The 18,638-nt window shown below is 36.2% G+C and carries 15 protein-coding genes, 1 pseudogene and 3 riboswitches; of the genes and pseudogenes, 14 read left to right on the top strand and 2 right to left on the bottom strand.

What is annotated here, in order from left to right:
* Positions 1-79 precede the first annotated feature (79 nt).
* Complete coding sequence (locus tag ACIQX2_RS00330; RefSeq protein ID WP_402845826.1) at positions 80-940, top strand: YitT family protein; 861 nt, start codon at positions 80-82, stop codon at positions 938-940.
* Between the two features lie 54 nt (positions 941-994).
* Here the strand turns inward: ACIQX2_RS00330 and ACIQX2_RS00325 are convergent, their stop codons facing one another.
* Entirely contained in the window at positions 995-1,219 is a 225-nt protein-coding gene (locus ACIQX2_RS00325) for a hypothetical protein (protein WP_402845824.1), read from the bottom strand.
* Positions 1,220-1,374: 155 nt separating this feature from the next.
* Positions 1,375-1,506, top strand: a riboswitch (FMN riboswitch).
* A gap of 112 nt (positions 1,507-1,618) precedes the next feature.
* A riboswitch (FMN riboswitch) is annotated at positions 1,619-1,751 on the top strand.
* Positions 1,752-1,863: 112 nt separating this feature from the next.
* Positions 1,864-1,995, top strand: a riboswitch (FMN riboswitch).
* 104 nt (positions 1,996-2,099) lie between these two features.
* Between ACIQX2_RS00325 and ribE the strand changes: the two genes are divergently transcribed.
* From ribE to ribH, 3 genes and pseudogenes are all read left to right on the top strand, one after another.
* Positions 2,100-2,735, top strand: a complete 636-nt coding sequence (ribE, locus tag ACIQX2_RS00320) for a riboflavin synthase (RefSeq protein WP_402845822.1) — start codon at positions 2,100-2,102, stop codon at positions 2,733-2,735.
* A gap of 12 nt (positions 2,736-2,747) precedes the next feature.
* Positions 2,748-3,335, top strand: a pseudogene (gene ribB / locus ACIQX2_RS00315) (3,4-dihydroxy-2-butanone-4-phosphate synthase); the annotation flags it as partial.
* A 36-nt stretch (positions 3,336-3,371) separates the two neighbouring features.
* The gene (gene ribH, locus ACIQX2_RS00310) at positions 3,372-3,836 is read left to right on the top strand and encodes a 6,7-dimethyl-8-ribityllumazine synthase (RefSeq protein WP_402845820.1); all 465 of its coding nucleotides are present in this window, start codon (positions 3,372-3,374) and stop codon (positions 3,834-3,836) included.
* 46 nt (positions 3,837-3,882) lie between these two features.
* On the opposite strand, the gene ACIQX2_RS00305 is transcribed toward ribH, so the two are convergent.
* Positions 3,883-4,209 (bottom strand): DUF3889 domain-containing protein, encoded by a 327-nt coding sequence (locus tag ACIQX2_RS00305; RefSeq protein WP_402845818.1) that lies wholly within the window; start codon positions 4,207-4,209, stop codon positions 3,883-3,885.
* A gap of 187 nt (positions 4,210-4,396) precedes the next feature.
* Here ACIQX2_RS00305 and ACIQX2_RS00300 point away from each other — a divergent pair, with 187 nt between their 5' ends.
* From ACIQX2_RS00300 to glgA, 10 genes are all read left to right on the top strand, one after another.
* On the top strand, positions 4,397-5,182 hold the full coding sequence (locus ACIQX2_RS00300; RefSeq protein ID WP_402845816.1) for an SDR family NAD(P)-dependent oxidoreductase: 786 nt from the start codon (positions 4,397-4,399) through the stop codon (positions 5,180-5,182).
* Positions 5,183-5,376: 194 nt separating this feature from the next.
* Entirely contained in the window at positions 5,377-6,798 is a 1,422-nt protein-coding gene (gene hpaB, locus ACIQX2_RS00295) for a 4-hydroxyphenylacetate 3-monooxygenase, oxygenase component (RefSeq protein WP_402845814.1), read from the top strand.
* A 641-nt stretch (positions 6,799-7,439) separates the two neighbouring features.
* Positions 7,440-8,153 (top strand): TrkA C-terminal domain-containing protein, encoded by a 714-nt coding sequence (locus ACIQX2_RS00285; RefSeq protein ID WP_402845812.1) that lies wholly within the window; start codon positions 7,440-7,442, stop codon positions 8,151-8,153.
* Between the two features lie 189 nt (positions 8,154-8,342).
* A complete protein-coding gene (gene dacB, locus ACIQX2_RS00280) occupies positions 8,343-9,800 on the top strand; it encodes a D-alanyl-D-alanine carboxypeptidase/D-alanyl-D-alanine endopeptidase (protein ID WP_402845810.1) in 1,458 nt (485 codons plus the stop codon).
* A 260-nt stretch (positions 9,801-10,060) separates the two neighbouring features.
* Positions 10,061-11,068: an LLM class flavin-dependent oxidoreductase gene (locus ACIQX2_RS00275; RefSeq protein WP_402845808.1), complete on the top strand. Its 1,008-nt coding sequence runs from the start codon at positions 10,061-10,063 to the stop codon at positions 11,066-11,068.
* A gap of 596 nt (positions 11,069-11,664) precedes the next feature.
* The gene (locus ACIQX2_RS00270) at positions 11,665-12,687 is read left to right on the top strand and encodes a glycoside hydrolase family 15 protein (RefSeq protein ID WP_402845806.1); all 1,023 of its coding nucleotides are present in this window, start codon (positions 11,665-11,667) and stop codon (positions 12,685-12,687) included.
* A gap of 274 nt (positions 12,688-12,961) precedes the next feature.
* The gene (gene glgB, locus ACIQX2_RS00265) at positions 12,962-14,911 is read left to right on the top strand and encodes a 1,4-alpha-glucan branching protein GlgB (RefSeq protein WP_402845804.1); all 1,950 of its coding nucleotides are present in this window, start codon (positions 12,962-12,964) and stop codon (positions 14,909-14,911) included.
* The gene (locus ACIQX2_RS00260) at positions 14,901-16,058 is read left to right on the top strand and encodes a glucose-1-phosphate adenylyltransferase (RefSeq protein WP_402845802.1); all 1,158 of its coding nucleotides are present in this window, start codon (positions 14,901-14,903) and stop codon (positions 16,056-16,058) included. Before glgB ends, ACIQX2_RS00260 begins: the two co-directional genes overlap by 11 nt.
* A 15-nt stretch (positions 16,059-16,073) precedes the next feature.
* Entirely contained in the window at positions 16,074-17,180 is a 1,107-nt protein-coding gene (gene glgD / locus ACIQX2_RS00255) for a glucose-1-phosphate adenylyltransferase subunit GlgD (protein ID WP_402845800.1), read from the top strand.
* 16 nt (positions 17,181-17,196) lie between these two features.
* Positions 17,197-18,633, top strand: a complete 1,437-nt coding sequence (glgA, locus tag ACIQX2_RS00250) for a glycogen synthase GlgA (RefSeq protein WP_402845798.1) — start codon at positions 17,197-17,199, stop codon at positions 18,631-18,633.
* Positions 18,634-18,638: the final 5 nt, after the last annotated feature.

Below are 18,638 nucleotides of genomic sequence, written 5' to 3'. Positions count from 1 at the left end.
CGGAGGGTAGTTTTTCTATAAAGTTATATTATAGTGTACAAATTTTGTTAGTCTTTTACATAAAGGAGTTTTCGAATTCATGCAAACGAACAAAGTAGCGGATACAATTCGTCGAATAATTATGATTGTCATAGGTGCAGCAATTGCAGGTTATGCACTAGAAGCTGTTTTAATACCTAACTCTGTAATTGATGGAGGAGTTACAGGTATTAGTATCATGGGTACATACTTGTTTGGTATTCCACTAGGAGTATTATTATTTGTATTAAATATCCCTTTTGTTTATATAGGTTATAAACAAGTGGGAAAAACCTTCGCTCTAATGAGTATTATCGGGATAACAGCATTATCTGTTTCAACGGTTTTAATGCACCAAATTGAACCGATTTTAAGCGCTAAAGATCCATTATTAGTAGTAATTTCTGGTGGTGTTATGTTAGGCGTTGGTATTGGGGTTGTCCTTCGTAACGGTGGTGCACTTGATGGAGCTGAAGTACTCGCAGTCCTTGTTTCCCGAAAAGTCCCATTCTCTGTAGGAGATATTATTTTATTAATTAACGCATTTATTTTTATAGGTGCAGGGTTTATTTATGGATTAGAAAGTGCTTTATATTCAGCCACAACTTATTACATAGCTAAAATTGCTATTGATGTTATACAAGTCGGACTGGAAAGCTCGAAATCCGTTCGTATTGTTAGTAAACATTCGTTGGAGATTGGTTCTGCGATTCAGGATCGTTTAGGACGTGGAGTTACCTTTTCCAGTGGTAGAGGTGGTTTTTCACATGAAAAAATAGATATTGCCACATGTGTAATAACTCGTATGGAAGAGAACAAAGTAATAACAATTATTAAGGAATTGGACCCTAGTGCTTTTGTTGTGATTACAGATGTAGCAGAAGTGAGGGGCGGTAGCTTCAAGAAAAGAGATATTCACTAATACACAATACCCGTTGAATGAATCAAGCAATCATTCAACGGGTTTCTATAATTTTTATTTTCTTTTTTTCTTCCCAAGATCTTTTATGGAAATTTTAGTTTTGTCTATTACTTTTTCAAACTCAACCTGCACATGAATTCCATCTTTTTCTGTCTCATGAACACTAACTACCTTGCCTTTTCGACCTTTGATTTTTAGATCGCTATCTACCGCAGGGATATCTCTTAATACTTGAGTTAAAACGATTATATTTTTCTCCATAAAATGAACTGCGAACATTTTCATTTCCCCTTACTCAATAATTTAGAATCTATATATTTTATGATTGTTTGACAGATATAGAACTTCAATAAGTTATAAGGAGTCTTTAGAATAAAAGTCAAATTTCCTTGCAATTAAACTCAAGTGTTGTTATCCTAAAATCAATTAAATAAATTATCCTTCGGGGTCGGGTGAAAATCCCAATCGACAGTAAGAGAGAAATCTCAAAGCCTGTGAGCCGTAAAACGCATGATTTGGTGTAAATCCAAAGCCGACAGTTACAGTCTGGATGGGAGAAGGATTAGGTGCCTATTGTAGAGATTTTTAGTTATGCTAAAAATTGAAACGAAATGGCTTATTAAAGTATGACTTCTCTCGCATCCGATACATTTTGGATGCGTTTTTCTAATTGAATAATTTATCCTTCGGGGTCGGGTGAAAGTCCCAATCGACAGTAAGAGAGAAAATCTCAAAGCCTGTGAGCTGTAAAACGCATGATTTGGTGTAAATCCAAAGCCGACAGTTATAGTCTGGATGGGAGAAGGATTAGGTGCCTATAGTAGAGGTTTTTTAGTTATGCTAAAAAACGAAACGTAGGGGCTTATTAAAGTATGACTTCTCTCGCATCCGATACATTTTGGATGCGTTTTTTAATTGAATAATTTATCCTTCGGGGTCGGGTGAAAGTCCCAATCGACAGTAAGAGAGAAATCTCAGAGCCTGTGAGCGGTAAAACGCATGATTTGGTGTAAATCCAAAGCCGACAGTTACAGTCTGGATGGGAGAAGGAGTAGGACAATGCTTTTTGAGAAATATGGCTAAAAGCTTATTTGAATCTACCTAATTTTCCTCCGACACCTATGTGTACGGAGTTTTTTGTTTGAAGGAGGAGGATAAAATGTTTACAGGAATAGTTGAAGAAAAAGGCACAATAAAGAGCGTTCAAAAAAGTGCCAATAGTATGCAACTTGTTATCCGTGCCGAAAGAATTTTAGAAGATATAAAATTGGGTGATAGCATTTCGGTGAATGGAGTTTGTTTAACAGTAATTGCGTTTTCACAATCCGAGTTTACTGTAGATGTTATGCCAGAAACGTTTCAAGCGACTACTACAAAATTGTTAAACAGTGGTTCAGCAGTAAATCTAGAAAGGGCAATGGCTGCAAACGGACGATTCGGTGGACATTTCGTTTCAGGACATGTTGACGGTGTCGGTACAATTTTGAAGAAGCGTCCTACCGCAAATGCAGTTTATATTGATATTACAATACCCGAAGATGTTAGTAATTATTGTATTCCGAAAGGATCTATTACGATTGATGGCACAAGTTTAACGATATTTGAAATATCGAAGTCTTTAGTTACTGTTTCACTGATTCCCCATACAAATCAAGAAACAGTTTTAGGTCAAAAAAAAGAACGTGAACTAGTCAATTTAGAATGTGACATGCTAGGGAAGTATGTGCATCAGTATGCTACGAATAAAAAAGAATCGTCTATTACAAGAGACTTTTTAACACAGAATGGTTTTTAAGGAGATGAGAATATGCTAAATACAATTGAGGAAGCAATTTCTGATTTAAAACAAGGAAAGCTAATTATTTTGGTAGATGATGAAAATCGCGAAAACGAAGGGGATTTTCTTTGCCTAGCAGAATTTGCAACACCTGAAAATATTAACTTTATGGCTAAGTATGGTCGAGGGTTGATTTGTATGCCGATTCATGAGGAAATCGCAGAGGAGCTACAGTTACATCCAATGGTTTCTCATAATACGGATGTTCATCAAACTGCATTCACTGTGTCTATAGATCATGAGAAAACATCTACAGGTATTAGTGCATTTGATCGTTCAGAAACAATGCTGCAAGTTATTAACCCTCAAGCAAATGCGCTTCAATTTAAGCGACCTGGACATGTCTTTCCTCTGATTGCAAAGCCTGGTGGTGTATTAGAAAGACGTGGTCATACAGAAGCAACTGTTGATTTTGGAATACTTTGTGGGTCGGCAAAAGCTGGTGTAATTTGTGAAATTATGAAAGACGATGGATCAATGGCACGGTTACCCGATTTAATGGAATTTGCAAAGCAATTCCAATTGAAAATTGTAACGATAGAAGAATTATCAATTTATTTACAAAATATTAAAGCTAGCTAAGGAGAGAACAAAATGGTAAAAACAATAGAGGCAAACTTAATCGGTACAGAATTGAAAATAGGAATTGTCGTAGGTCGTTTTAATGATTTCATCAATGCAAAATTAGTAGATGGTGCAATTGATGGATTAAAACGTCATGGAATAGCGGATGATAACATTGAAGTAGCTTGGGTTCCAGGTGTATTTGAAGTTCCATTTATTGCAAAAAAAATGGCTGAATCACAAAAGTACGACGCTGTTATTGGGCTAGGGACAGTAATCCGAGGAGCTACTACTCACTATGATTATGTATGTAATGAAGCGGCAAAAGGAATTGCGCAAGTAGGTTTACAAACTGGAGTACCTGTTATTTTCGGTATTGTTACAACAGAATCTATTGAACAAGCCATTGAACGAGCAGGTACAAAAGCTGGAAACAAAGGATACGATGCAGCAATATCGGCAATCGAAATGGCAAATCTTTTGAAAATAATGTAACAAATGAGTGATTCTTTGATAGAAAGCCGATGTCTAGCAAGATTAGTCATTGGCTTTCTTCAATTTGAATATGGATCACCTCATGCGTTTCAGTATTAAATTCTATTTTAACAGAGACACCAAATTCTTTCATATCATCTTTTAACCAAAGCCTAAATTTCTCTATTGTATTATTTTCTCTAGATTCGCTTCCTTCGTGAAGATAGTCAATAACTCTCGCATTAGGATATTTGGATTGTGTTTCTTTTATAGCAAGCTGTCCCCATTTAGCATATGCTGGTATTTCTTGTTGTGCAGGAGCAACTATTGGTATATGTGTTGCGAAAGATAGAGTAGGAGTAATAATACCAAGTGCAATAACTATTTTCTTCAAACTTAATCTCATCTCCTTTACATTAGAGTGTGTCATTCGCTGGAAATCATTCTACCTGTTTTTAAATAAGAAGTAATTATAAATCTAGTATATCCGCTGTATTTGTATGAGCAATAATTCTGACAAATAATAAAGTTGTAATATAATAAAAGATGGATAAGATTACTGAATTAGAGGGGGCAACATAATGGAATTGGGAATATCAGGAAAAGTGGCAATAGTTACTGGTTCAAGTAAAGGGATAGGTTTACAAACAGCATTACAATTAGTTAAAGAGGGTGCGAAAGTAGTTCTTTGCGCTCGTGGTGAAGAAGACTTAAAGGAGGCTGCAGCATTTATTAAAACTGAAACAGGAGCAGAAGTATTAGTTGTGCCTGGTGATATTACTAAAGAGGAAGCGTGTCAACAAATCGTTCAGAAAACAGTAGATCATTATGGGCATGTTGACATTTTAGTTAATAACGCTGGCACTTCGTCTGCGAATCATTTTGAATCTGTTGATACAGATTTATGGCAAACGGATTTAGACTTGAAATTATTTGGAGCGATACATACTTCAAAAGCTGCAATTCCTTATATGAGAAAAGTTGGCGGTGGAGCCATCGTTAACGTAACGGCGGTTTTGGGAAAAACACCTCCTGCTAATTCTTTACCAACGACGGTTAGTCGAGCAGCTGGAATGGCATTGACGAAAGCGATGAGTAAAGATTTAGGAAAAGATAATATACGTGTGAATACAGTATGTATTGGACTCATCAGAAGTAATCAAATCGAATCAATGTGGAAAAAGGATGCCCGAGAACTTACTTGGGAAGAATATTCTAGAAATGTAGTAGGTCCTTCGATTCCACTAAATAGAATTGGTGAAACAGCTGAAGCAGCAAATGTCATTACTTTTTTAGTATCCGATGCAGCGTCATATGTAACTGGAACATCCATTAATATTGATGGTGGTTCTGGTGGAACACTTTAAATAAAATTCGTAACTTAAACTGATCATTTTTTAATATTAACATGTCAGGAAATGTTATCTACAATCAGCCTCCTAAATTATATTTGGAGGCTGGTTTTTTTCGTTCTACCAACTTTCTGAATTTGTCACAACTCCACTTAAATAGCAATAATATAATGCTAAGAACAGTCAGATGCACTAGGAGTGATCAGAATATGCCGGCTATAACGGGGAGACAATATATAAAACGAATTGACCAACTGAAAACGGACGTTTGGATTGACGGTAAGCCAGTTACAGGAAATATCTCGGAGCATCCTGCGTTTAAAGGAATAATAAATAGTCAGGCAGCCCTGTACGATCTTCAACAACATAAAGCCCTAACATATCAATCACCAACTACAAAAGAGCAGGTAGGCCTGTCGTACTTACAGCCAAAGACAAAAGAGGATTTAGTTTTGAGACGTGGAATGGTACAGCACTGGGCTAAACTGAACAATGGGCTATTGGGAAGAAGTCCAGATTATATGAACACCGTCTTAATGGCTCTAGCTTCATCCATCCATTTTTTGCAGGATCAAAAGAACTGTTTTCCAGATAATCTACAAACATTTTATGAATATGCAAGAGAAAATGATATCTCCATGACCCATACGTTTATAGAACCACAAGTAAATCGTACATCATTGTATGTTGAACGTTCGAACGAACCGATTTCTGCGAAAATAATAGATAGAAACGATGAAGGAATTATTATAAAAGGTGCCCGACTCCTTGCAACACAGGGTGGAATAACGGATGAACTACTAGTTATCTCCACGGGTGGGAAAGTAGAAGACGAGAATAGTTTCGCATTTTCCATACCTAGTAATACTAAAGGATTAAGGTTTCTTTGTAGGGAATCATTTGTAGGAGGCGATTCTACATTTAACTATCCATTAAGTTCGAAATATGAAGAAATGGATAGTGTTGTAGTGTTTGATAATGTTTTAGTTCCTTGGGAACGCGTATTTTATTATGACAATATTGCTATTTCAAATAATTTTATGAAGTCGAGTTCGTTCCTACCATTTACCCTCCATCAAGTAGCATCTAGGCAGATTGTGAAAACTGAGTTTATATTGGGGATTGTCCAATCCATTATCGAAACCATTAATATAGAGGAATATCAGCATGTTCAAGAAAAGGCATCTGAAATAATAGTGGCTTTGGAGACCATGAAAGCCTTAGTAATAAAATCAGAAGTTGATGCCAAAGTTGATAAAGGTGGATGGATGCAACCAGATCGCGCCACATTACAAATTGCAATGAATGTATTTCCGCGCATCTATCCGAGGTTTACAGAAATCATTCAGCTCCTAGGTGCCAGTGGACTTATGTCTATTCCAACAGAAAATGCTTTTCAATCAGCTGTTAGAAAAGAGTTAAATCACTATTTACAATCCAGTGAAGGCAACGGTGAGGACCGTGTCAAACTGTTCCGATTAGCTTGGGACTTAACGATGAGCCCATTTGGCTCAAGACAAACATTATATGAACGATTTTTCTTTGGTGATCCTGTCAGACTTGCAAGCCAGTTATACTTTTCCTATGACACGGATGAGTTTGTGAAACGAGTAAAAGATATATTGAAATGAGTCCACAGGCCTTTGTATGTGGGCTTTTTGAATAGGAAGGTTGAATGCTTTTTAAAGAAGCAGCGTTCACTCATGTAATAAAACCTATTGGTTATATTTTTTATATGACTTACCTAATTTAACTGAGTGGAATAATATGTACATGATTTAAATATATGCTAAGTTTTTTGGTCGACTCATAAATAGGAGAGGAAAGTAGAAGCATAAGAATAATTTATCTAATGGTAGATTTATCTATTTTGTTCAACCTTGTGATCATTATTGGGGAATCGCACAGCGTTTTCATATAACCCTTGAGAATATTTTAGCTGTAAATCCAGGTGTTAACCCGTATTACCATTTAGTAGGACAACATAATTTCATACCAGTTTTACAACCACCTCTTCAAAATCCAGGACAAAACGAATGCATTCATCAGGGGTAAGATTATATCCGGATATGTTAAATAAATAATTTCACTATTAAGGTGTTCGACAATTTGTTGAATGCTTTTTTTATTGGAGGAACATCGTCCTTAAAATTATTTTCCTTACTCTGTTTATGAAAAAACAGAATCTAGTATGTTTTAAATTGATCGATTATGGGAAGGTGAGGTTAAAGGTTAAGTGATATTTCACAGATACAATCGGAGGTAGAACCAAATGGGGTATTTATTTATTTTTATCTATCTAACAATTATTTTGGTTGTCATAGAAATTATTACCATTCTCTTTACTTTTACCGGACTAAAAAAACCTATTGCAAGATTTCAGGTTATTTCCATGCTTACAGGAACTGGATTTACCACAGGAGAATCAGAACTAATTATTGATCATCCCATACGAAGGAATCTTGGGGCTTTTTTAATCCTTTTTGGAGCATTTTCATTAGCAGTAATTATTTCTGCCATTAGTAGCATCCTCTCAGATGAATTTTTCACGATGAAAATAGGTTATGCAGCTGGAATATTAGTGTTGTGCCTATTTGTTTTGAAAATGAATAAAGTAAAGAACAGACTATCCGATTTATTCAAACGTGAACTAGAAAAGAATTTTGATCTTCAGGATTTGACAATAAAAGAAGTCTTTCTAACGGAAGAAAATGATTACTTAGTGGAAATTCCTCTACATAGTTCCTCTAAGATGATTGGAGAGGAATTGGGAGAAAAACTAAATTCAGTGGAAGACATAAATGTATTATTAATTAAGCGTGGTGAAATTATCATTCGGAAGAAGAGACTTAATACGAAGCTTCAGGAAGGTGATTTCATCCTAATGTTCGGTGACAAAGAAGGAATTAGAAGTATGTTTACAGAAGAACTGAAAAAACATGAAATGGAGATGAAGCGGGAAATTGATCGAATGAATAATATCTAATCGTGAATAAAAATTAGTATACAAATATTATTCTTCTTAATATTCTATTGAATATAGGTTTATCGATGTGGTTTGAAACGTTCAATCCCGATCGAAAAGCCTATTTTTTATAGTTTTAAAGGATAAATTATCTTTTTGATGAATATACTCCTAAGCAATATTTTTAAAATTCAGATTAGGAGGAAAAACATGAAGAGAAAATGGATGACAATGATGATGGCTTGGGTACTGGTTTTGGGAATGATTAGTTTTCAAAATAGCGCACAAGCTGAGGAAGTAATAGATAAAACCTTAAGTGATTCTATTACTAACATTATAGACGAAAAACTAGCTGGAGCAGATGTAAGTATTACTGTAAGAGACCGGTTTTCAGGTGAAATAAAATATGGCTACAATGGGCTTACAGCCGTAAAACCAGCATCTAATATGAAACTGTTGACTACTGCAGCTGCTTTAGATGTACTAGGTAAGGATTATCGTTTTAGTACGAGCCTCTATACTTCTGGAAAGATGTCTAATGGAGTTTTAAAAGGAGATGTCTATTTAAAAGGTGAAGGTGATCCAACCCTATCTATAGAAGACTTACAACTGTTCGTAAAAGAGTTAAAAGCAGAGGGTATTCATAAAGTTGATGGGCGGATTGTAGGGGATGACAAATGGTTTGATGATGATTTATTGACACCAGGAATTTGGGTTGGGGACGAATCTTATTATTATGCTGCACCTATTTCAGCTTTAACTACATCTCCTAACACAGATTATGATACTGGTACGATTATAGTTGAAGCAATCGGAACTACTGTTGGGGACTTGCCATCTATTAAAATAACGCCACATATTGGCGATTTACAAATAGTAAACGAAGCGCAGACAGTGGAAGCAGGAAAAGCCAATACAATAACCATTGAAAGATTATACGAAACAAACAAGATTGTCGTAAGTGGGAATCTTCCTGTCGATAAGACTAAAAGAGAATGGGTGACTGTCAAACATCCAACTACACATACATTATCAATGTTCCAAGCGGTTTTAGCAGAAGCAGGAATCGAGTATTCAAAAGACAAAGTATTTCAAGCTGCAACACCAAAAAGTGCTCAACTCGTCGCAAGGAAGCAATCAATGACACTAGAGCAAATGCTAATCCCGTATATGAAACTTAGTAATAACGGAATTGCAGATATATTAGTGAAAACAATGGGTAAAGTTAAAAATCATCATGGTAGCACAGAGGCAGGTTTACAAGTTTTAAGAGAATATGGAAATTCTATTAACGTTGATATGGCAGATTGGCAATTTGAAGATGGTTCTGGAATGTCTCATGAAAATAGGGTATCGAGTTTATCAATGAGTGAGTTGTTATTTAAAGTGCAAGGTGAAGAATGGTTTACTACCTATTTTACTAGCTTACCAGTAGCTGCAAATACAGATCGAATGATAGGTGGTACGTTAAGGAATCGCTTAAAGGACCCATTAACAGCTGGAAAAGTCTATGCAAAAACAGGATCATTAACGGGTGTTAGTACACTAAGTGGTTATTTAGAAGCAAGTAGTGGACAGTCTTATATTTTTAGTGTTTTAGTCCAAAACAAATCAGGTGCTTCCACTACGATTGATGAAATTGTTAAGGAAATAGCAAAAGAATTCTAGGGGAATGAGATAATATTTTTGTTGATGATAGGTAAAACTTTTAAAAGTATAGGAAGCGATGGAGGCTCATCCTTTGAGGATGGGCTTTTTAATATGAGAAATCTACATAGAAATTAAATTCCAATCAAAAAGTTCAACAAATATTTCTATGCGATATGACAGTTTTAGTTTCTGTCACTATGAAGCAGATACCTTGAAGAAACTTTTACTTGGCTCTATTATCAAATGGAGATGTTTGAATACCGAAGGAGAGAAAAAATATGAATAGAAAACTTCAGTCCATTCCTGTATCTGTTTTGGACTTAGTGGCCGTAAAAGAAGGTCAGACAAATAAAGAAGCTTTTAAAGATATGGTTAGTCTTGCACAATATGCAGAAAAACTAGGATACAATCGATATTGGCTAACGGAACATCACAATGCACCGAATGTGATTAGCTCCGCTACTTCCATTTTAATCGGGCATGTGTTGGAAAAAACAGAAACTATTAAAGTAGGTTCAGGTGGAATTATGTTGCCAAATCATGCACCACTTGTTGTTGCAGAGCAGTTTGGTACACTAGAAAGCCTTTATCCAAATAGACTAGATTTAGGACTTGGTCGCGCTCCAGGAACGGATATGCAAACGGCTCATGCTCTACGAAGAACGACACAGGAAACTTCTTTCTCTTTCCCACAGGATGTGGTGGAATTGCAAAATTACTTTAAATCATTAAATTACCAAAGTGGAGTTCGTGCATTTCCAGGTGTAGGTGCCAATGTACCAATTTATATCCTTGGCTCAAGTACCTCAAGTGCAGAATTGGCTGCTCGATTAGGGCTACCTTATGCATTCGCTGCACATTTTGCCCCTCAGCAAATGGAAATTGCAATAGAAATTTACAGAAGTAAGTTTGTTCCTTCTGAGTATTTAGCTGCACCATACGTGATAATTTGTGTAAATGTAATAGCAGCAGATACAAATGAGAAAGCGGAAAAGCTATCTACAACTAGTGATCTTTTTTATTTAAATGTAGTTACTGGGAAAAAGGACCTATTACAGCCTCCAGTTGATAGCATGGAAGGTCAGTGGAATCATTTAGAAGAAAATGCGGTCCGTAGAATGTCGGCTTATAATTTTAAAGGCGACCGAAATAAAATCACCGAGCAATTAAATTCATTCTTAGGAGCATTTCAAGTAGATGAATTGATGGCTGTTACATATGTTTTCGATCAGGAAGCTAGAAGACGCTCGTATGAAATATTGAAGGAAGCCGTAGATCAACTTTAAATATTTGGATTTAAACGAAACATGACGTAACCCTTAAAGGGCATCGTTATGTTTTTTTTCTTAATAAGTTGGTATTACATAAAGAAGATATGTCAATATGGGTTAGTAAACATTATTCGAGGAATAAATGTCAAAAGGTGATTTGAATTTATATCTTAGGGGTATTAGCAATAAAAGATACTTACACTGTTAACCAAATGGAATTTTTGGCATTTTTCCAACGCAAATAAACATTTTTGTGTATTGGGTCTATTGCTTTTCCAAATAACAGAATCCTACATAAAATATAAGTATTTAAATGAGTCAATTTTTAATTACTTATATCAATAAAAAATGAACGTTAACGTGATTCTACATTCGGTAATTGCTTTATAGGTAGATATAGTTGACTGTACTTATAAGTCAGCGACTCCAGCGGAACAGCCGCCTGAAGCGGAAATCAAATTTGTTCGGTTTTCCTACAAAATACTCTTTTATGAAATTGAGTTAAATCTCTTTATTATAAAAAGGAAGCGCTTTCGGGGAATGATTTGTCTAGAATAAACGCAAATGGTTAACAATCACTGTAAAGGTATTATTTAAGGGAGGTCTCGTATATGAATATCAACAATGCAATTGAAGTATTAGATCGGATGCGCCTACAGAACGGCGCTTACACTGCCAGTGTTTCAAAAGACTATCATTTTGTTTGGATACGTGATGTCGTATACACAGTTTTGCCTTTTTTGCAAAGCCAATCTGATAGGTATGAAAAAGCATATCATGCTTTATTTGAACTATTTAAAACCTATGAATGGAAAATCGACATTCACCGAGAAAAAAAACCGGTTTATCTATTTGAATATATTCATTCACGATATTCTACAGATTTAAAGGAATTGAGCCAAGAATGGGGTCATGCTCAGAACGATGCTATCGGAGCATTCCTATGGGGAGTAGGAGTTGGAGTGAGTCACGGACATAAAGTAATCCGTGATGAGAAAGATCTTGCTATTGTTCAGAAGCTAGTCGACTATCTAGAGTGTCTTCAATACTGGCAGGCAAAGGATAATGGAATGTGGGAAGAGAATATGGAACTGCATGCTTCAAGTGTAGGTGCATGTGTGGCGGGGTTACGTGCGGTTAAAATGCTCGTAAATGTTAAAGATGAACTGATTCAAAAAGGTGAAGAGACGCTGCGTTTTCTATTGCCTAGGGAAAGTGAAACAAAAGAAACCGATTTATCCCTTCTTTCACTTATCTATCCATATCGCATTGTTGAAAGGACAACAGCACTTAAAATTGTCGAGATGGTTTCCGAACGCCTAGAGCGAACAAATGGCTGTATTCGTTATGAGAACGATCAATATTACAACGAAGGGAGCGAAGCAGAATGGTGCTTCGGACTACCTTGGCTAGGATTGTGCTATTTTGAACTTGGCATGCATGATAGGGCTTATGAATATGTAAATAAAACGGAACGAATCGTACCAGAAAATTGGGAGGTACCTGAATTATATATTGGCGGTAAAAATGTTCCAAATGGCAACACTCCACTAGCGTGGTCTGTCTCCCTTTCCTATTTATTTTTAAACCGTAGGATTACTACACCTTCTATACAATTGACAGGAAATGACTGATCTTAATTTACAGGAGTTCTAAGATTGCATTTTAATAGGGAGGACAGCTGATAACTAGTCTGTGGTCAACTATAGTATATTTCCGTTATTTATTTTTCAAGAACAAAATATATTTTCAAAAGTCCTTCATTCAATGGAGGGCTTTTTTTGTCGAAATTTATCTATTATTAAGAAAAGTTAAATAATAAAAGGTGTTTTAAAATTGATGGCGAATAATCAAAGAGAAGTACTGATATATAAAATGAAATATTCATAGATTGAAAGAGGTGTTGAAATGGTAGAGATTTTGAAGACGAATAGCTTGCAATACCCTAGTGATTTTGATGTATACCTTTTTCATGAAGGAACACTGTTTGAAAGTTATAAGATGCTTGGAGCTCATATACTTGATGAAGGCGATATTCAAGGTGTGCGTTTTGCTGTTTGGGCGCCAAATGCAAAACAGGTATCCATCGTAGGTGATTTTAATAATTGGAATGGTACCCAACATCTAATGGAACGCTTAGATCATTCTGGCCTCTGGGTATTATTAGTTTCTGAGCTAGCGCATGGAGACATCTATAAATATGAAGTTATAGGAGTAGATGGACGGAAGGTATTAAAATCAGATCCGTATGCCTTTTATTCAGAGATGCGGCCAGCAACAGCTTCTATTGTTTACAATTTAAATACCTTTGAATGGCAAGATCAAAAATGGATGGCCCAGCGAGTAAAGCAAGATATTTACCACAAACCGATGGCGATTTACGAAGTTCACTTGGCTTCCTGGAAACAAAGAGAAGATGGTGGATTTTATAATTATCAAGAACTCGCAGACGAATTAATCGATTATGCAATTGAAAATGGCTTTACACATATTGAGTTGCTGCCTGTTATGGAGCATCCCTACGATGGTTCATGGGGCTATCAAATAACAGGATATTACTCAGCGACTAGCAGATACGGTACACCTGAGCAATTAATGTATTTTATAGATCAATGCCATCAAAAGGGTATTGGTGTGATTCTTGATTGGGTACCCGCACATTTTTGTAAAGATGTCCATGGTCTTGGACAGTTCGATGGAACACCTCTCTTCGAATCGACAGATCCTATGCGAGCCGAGCGACCAATCTGGGGGACATATAGCTTTGACTATAGCAAACCTGAAGTCGTAAGCTTTCTAATTTCAAACGCAATGTTTTGGATGGATGTCTATCATGTTGATGGAATTCGAATTGATGCAGTTTCATCTATGATTTATCTGAATCATGATAATCCACTTCCAGTTAAATTGAAAAATCAGTATGGTGGTGAAGAAAATTTTGAGGCAATCGATTTTTTAAAAAAGTTAAATGAAACCATTTTTCGAAAATATCCCGGTGTCCTCATGATGGCGGAGGAAGCAACTGAATGGCCGCTGGTAACAAGTCCCACTATTGCAGGTGGACTTGGATTCAATTATAAGTGGAATATGGGTTGGACAAATGACGTACTTAAATATATGAAGCTTGATGTTAATCAACGACCAGAGCATCATCACTTACTAACTTTTTCATTTTTATATGCATTTTCAGAAAATTTTGTCCTTCCATTTTCACATGATGAAATAGTGCATGGAAAAAGGTCATTGGTAAACAAAATGCCAGGCGATTACTGGCAAAAGTTTGCGAATTTACGCCTCTTATTTGGCTATTTGTTTGTACATCCTGGGAAAAAACTTGTGTTTATGGGCAGTGAGTTTGGTCAGTTTGACGAATGGAAATACTCGCAAGAAATGGATTGGTTGCTATTAGATTTTGATGCTCACTCTACTTTTTTTAAATACTATAAAGAATTAAATAAATTCTATCAGGAAACCAGTTCTCTCTGGCGCCTAGATCATGAGCAAGCCGGCTTTCAATGGATCGATGCGGACAATGCGAAACAAAGCGTGATTACCTTTATGAGAAAAGGAAAACGGAAGGGCGATTATTGCATTGTTGTTTGTAATTTTTCATCCGATGTTTACCATAACTATCAAATAGGAGTTCCGTCCATCGGAAAATATTACGAAGCATTTAATAGCGATGCTACAGCATTTGGCGGATCGGGACAGTTAAATTCAGCTCCAATACTGGCCAGTAAGATCCCGCATAATAACCTTCCATGCAGTATGGAAATTACCGTGCCACCGCTAGGGGTTGCTATTTTTATGAAAGAAACAAAAACAAGAAAAAGGGGAGTCAATACAAATGACATCTAAGAAATGGGTTGCAATGCTTTTAGCAGGTGGTCAAGGTTCAAGGCTGGGGGAATTGACGAGTGACTTAGCTAAACCCGCAGTACCATTTGGAGGGAAATATCGGATTATCGATTTTACCTTAAGCAACTGTACACATTCCGGTATTGATACAGTCGGCATACTTACTCAATATCGCCCGCATCTTTTGAATTCATATATTGGAAACGGTCGCCCGTGGGATCTAGACCGTAATAAGGGAGGGGTATCTATGCTTCCGCCTTATCAAGGGAAAGATGGAGGTGAATGGTATAAAGGTACCGCAAATGCAGTGTACCAAAATTTCCATTTTATCGATCATAACGACCCGGAATATGTACTTGTTATCTCAGGTGATCATATTTACAAGATGGATTATAATAAAATGCTTGAAGATCATATTGATAAGGGTGCACATGCGACCATTGCTGTTATAGAGGTGCCATGGGAAGAAGCAAATCGCTTTGGCATAATGAATACCGACGAAACAGATCAAATTATTGAATTTGATGAAAAACCGAAACATCCAAAAAGTAATTTAGCATCGATGGGTGTGTATATCTTTAATTGGAAACATTTAAAAAAATATTTAACAGAAGACGAACAGGATAGCAGTTCCACCAATGACTTTGGTAAAGATATTATTCCAAAGATGCTTAATGATGAAGCAAAATTACAAGCGTATCGATTTAAAGGTTACTGGAAAGACGTAGGTACTATTGAAAGCTTATGGGAAGCGCATATGGATTTATTGGAAGAATCATCTGATTTCAAGCTTGGAGACCCAAACTGGCAAATATACGCAGGGAATGCCAATCACCCCCCACAATATATATCTGAAGATGCTGATGTGACCCAATCTTTGATCAATGAAGGCTGTTTGGTATTTGGGATGGTAAACCATTCTGTTCTTTCCTATAATGTCCAAGTTGGAAGGGGCTCTATCGTAAAAAATTCTGTAATTATGCCAAATGTGAAAATCGGGAATAATGTAATAATTGAAAAGGCAATAATCGGTACTGGTACAATCATCGAAGATGGCGCTATTATCTCTGACTCAAAACAAGGACTTACATTAATTGGTGAAAATCAGATGGTTTCATCTAAAACAGCTTTGCTACAAGCTTTATAATAGGAGGTAGTTTATATGAGGAATGTATTAGGTGTTATAAATCTTGTAAATGAAAGACCAATATTAAAAGAATTGACCCATCACCGTTGCCTTGCCTCCTTACCCTTTGGCGGCCGCTATCGGATGATCGATTTCACTATGTCAAACTTTATGAATGTCTCCGTCAGTAAAGTTGCCATTTTCACAAAAGATAAATATAGATCATTAATGGATCATCTAGGTTCTGGAAAGGAATGGGATCTTGATCATCGCTCACAAGGTTTATTTATTCTTCCTTCCATTCATCCTGATGAAAAGATTAGAGGAGATTTACAACAGTTCTATGATCATTTAGAATTTTTCCAACGTGCAACTGCAGATACAGTAATTATTGCTCCAGGGCATCATATATGTAAAATTGACTTTAACGATGTGATCAAAGAACACGAGCGTAGTGAAGCTGATATTACAGTTCTGTATAAGGATTATGATGGTGTACCAGTTAAAAGACCAATTTATCATCAATGTTCACTTGATACAAATGATGAAGTCCTTGATATAAACCTTTATACGTCACCTAAGAAAGGTGACAAAGTATGTTTGGAAACATATGTGATTAAAAAACAACTATTAATAGATTTGATTAAGAACTGTATTGAGTATGATGAGTATGATTTTTTGAAAGATATTGTTAAAGCAAATTTAGTAAATTTGAAAGTGCAGGGGTATCAGTTCACGGGTTATATGCCATTTATTCATTCCCTAGATACATACCATGCCAGTAATATGGAATTTCTTAACCCAGAAATTCTTCGTAACTTTTTTTATGATTCATGGGAAGTTTTCACCAAAATTAAACATGAAGCACCTGCCGAATTCACAAATTCATCAAAGGTATCTAATTCTTTAATTGCTAATGGATGTATTATTGAAGGCACCGTGGAAAATAGTATTATTTTTCGAGGAGTAAAAGTTAAAAAAGGTGCAGTAGTTAAAAACAGTATCATTATGCAAAAGGGTGACATTGAAGAAGGAGCACATATCGAAAATGTGATTACGGATAAACAAGTAATCATTACAAGGGATCGAATCATTACAGCGAGAAATAAACCAATAGTAATTAAAAAAGAAGAAGTAGTTTAACTGGAGGTACACCAGCATGAATGTTTTATTTGCAGCCTCAGAGTGCGCCCCATTTATAAAGACTGGGGGACTAGGTGATGTTATAGGTGCCTTGCCTCAAGCTTTACATGAAAAGGGAGCAAACGTTAGCGTGATATTACCGAAATATGGCGATCTTCCATTACATTTTAAAGAACAAATGCAATGGATCAAAAGCATTGAAGTACCTGTAGGCTGGAGACGTCAATTTTGTGGTATAGAAAAATTGCTGTACCAGGGGATAACAGTATACTTTCTTGATAACGAATATTATTTTAAAAGGCATGGCAGTTATGGCTTTTGGGATGATGGTGAACGTTTCGCTTTCTTTTCTCGAGCTGTTCTAGAGGCTTTACCTTATTTAGAGCAGCGGCCTGATATTATACATTGTCATGATTGGCAAACAGGATTGATACCTGTTCATTTGAAGGCGAATTATGAAAATAATGCGTATTATCAGGGTATCAAAACAATGTTTACAATTCATAATTTACGCTACCAAGGCGTATATCCTAAAGCCGTGCTTTCTGATTTGTTGGATTTAAGTGAGCATTATTTTCACATGGATGCCTTAGAGTTCTATGGGGATGTCAGTTACCTCAAAGGAGGACTGGCCTTTGCTGATTGTGTGACCACCGTAAGTTCAACCTATGCATCCGAAATACAGTCTCCTTATTATGGGGAAAGGTTAGATGGGTTTTTACGAAAAAGAGGTGCTGATCTTCATGGAATCGTGAATGGGATTGATAATGACTCCTATAATCCTAAAAGTGATGAAAATCTATTCCTTCCATTCGACGATTATAAGGGAAAGTCTGTCAATAAAAAGCATCTACAAGAAACACTCGGGCTTCCAATTAATGCTGATATTCCAATTATTTCAATGGTTACAAGACTAGTTGATCAAAAGGGTATAGATTTAATTTTACATGTCTTTCATGAAATCATTGGTTTGGATGTCCAATTTGTTTTACTAGGTACAGGCGATCAGCAGTATGAAGAGTCGTTCAGAAATTTTGAAGAAATTTATCCCGGTAAAGTGTCTGCTAACCTTTATTTTGACGAAGCTTTGGCTCGACAAATTTATGCCGGTTCGGATCTTTTTCTAATGCCCTCCCAGTTTGAGCCATGTGGTATAGGGCAATTGCTAGCACTTCGCTATGGAACCTTACCACTTGTCCGTGAAACAGGAGGACTGAAGGATACGGTCAACCCTTACAATGAAATAACCGAAGAAGGTAATGGATTCAGCTTTGCTAATTATAATGCCCACGAAATGCTTTATACAATTGAGCGAGCAGTTGCACTATATAGCTTCCAACCTATTAAATGGAACAACTTGGTTGTTCGCGCAATGAATCTGGATTATAGCTGGTCATCTTCTTCGCAGCAATATCACAAATTGTACGAGCAACTCCTGATATCTGATAAATAAGAAAG

Origin of the sequence: Psychrobacillus sp. NPDC096623 (assembly GCF_044762655.1) — a bacterium.
In the GTDB taxonomy this organism is placed as follows: Bacteria; Bacillota; Bacilli; order Bacillales_A; family Planococcaceae; genus Psychrobacillus.
Note: the sequence above shows the minus strand (reverse complement) of the source record. Positions and strands in the feature narration are given on the sequence as shown.

Bases quoted from the DNA above. Each gene is read 5' to 3' on its own strand.
- ACIQX2_RS00300 (WP_402845816.1), top strand. From the start codon at position 4,397: ATGGAATTGGGAATATCAGGAAAAGTGGCAATAGTTACTGGTTCAAGT.
- glgB (WP_402845804.1), top strand. From the start codon at position 12,962: ATGGTAGAGATTTTGAAGACGAATAGCTTGCAATACCCTAGTGATTTT.
- hpaB (WP_402845814.1), top strand. From the start codon at position 5,377: ATGCCGGCTATAACGGGGAGACAATATATAAAACGAATTGACCAACTG.
- ACIQX2_RS00260 (WP_402845802.1), top strand. From the start codon at position 14,901: ATGACATCTAAGAAATGGGTTGCAATGCTTTTAGCAGGTGGTCAAGGT.
- ACIQX2_RS00325 (WP_402845824.1), bottom strand. From the start codon at position 1,219: ATGTTCGCAGTTCATTTTATGGAGAAAAATATAATCGTTTTAACTCAA.
- ACIQX2_RS00330 (WP_402845826.1), top strand. From the start codon at position 80: ATGCAAACGAACAAAGTAGCGGATACAATTCGTCGAATAATTATGATT.
- ACIQX2_RS00275 (WP_402845808.1), top strand. From the start codon at position 10,061: ATGAATAGAAAACTTCAGTCCATTCCTGTATCTGTTTTGGACTTAGTG.
- glgD (WP_402845800.1), top strand. From the start codon at position 16,074: ATGAGGAATGTATTAGGTGTTATAAATCTTGTAAATGAAAGACCAATA.
- glgA (WP_402845798.1), top strand. From the start codon at position 17,197: ATGAATGTTTTATTTGCAGCCTCAGAGTGCGCCCCATTTATAAAGACT.
- ACIQX2_RS00270 (WP_402845806.1), top strand. From the start codon at position 11,665: ATGAATATCAACAATGCAATTGAAGTATTAGATCGGATGCGCCTACAG.
- ACIQX2_RS00285 (WP_402845812.1), top strand. From the start codon at position 7,440: ATGGGGTATTTATTTATTTTTATCTATCTAACAATTATTTTGGTTGTC.
- ribE (WP_402845822.1), top strand. From the start codon at position 2,100: ATGTTTACAGGAATAGTTGAAGAAAAAGGCACAATAAAGAGCGTTCAA.
- ribH (WP_402845820.1), top strand. From the start codon at position 3,372: ATGGTAAAAACAATAGAGGCAAACTTAATCGGTACAGAATTGAAAATA.
- dacB (WP_402845810.1), top strand. From the start codon at position 8,343: ATGAAGAGAAAATGGATGACAATGATGATGGCTTGGGTACTGGTTTTG.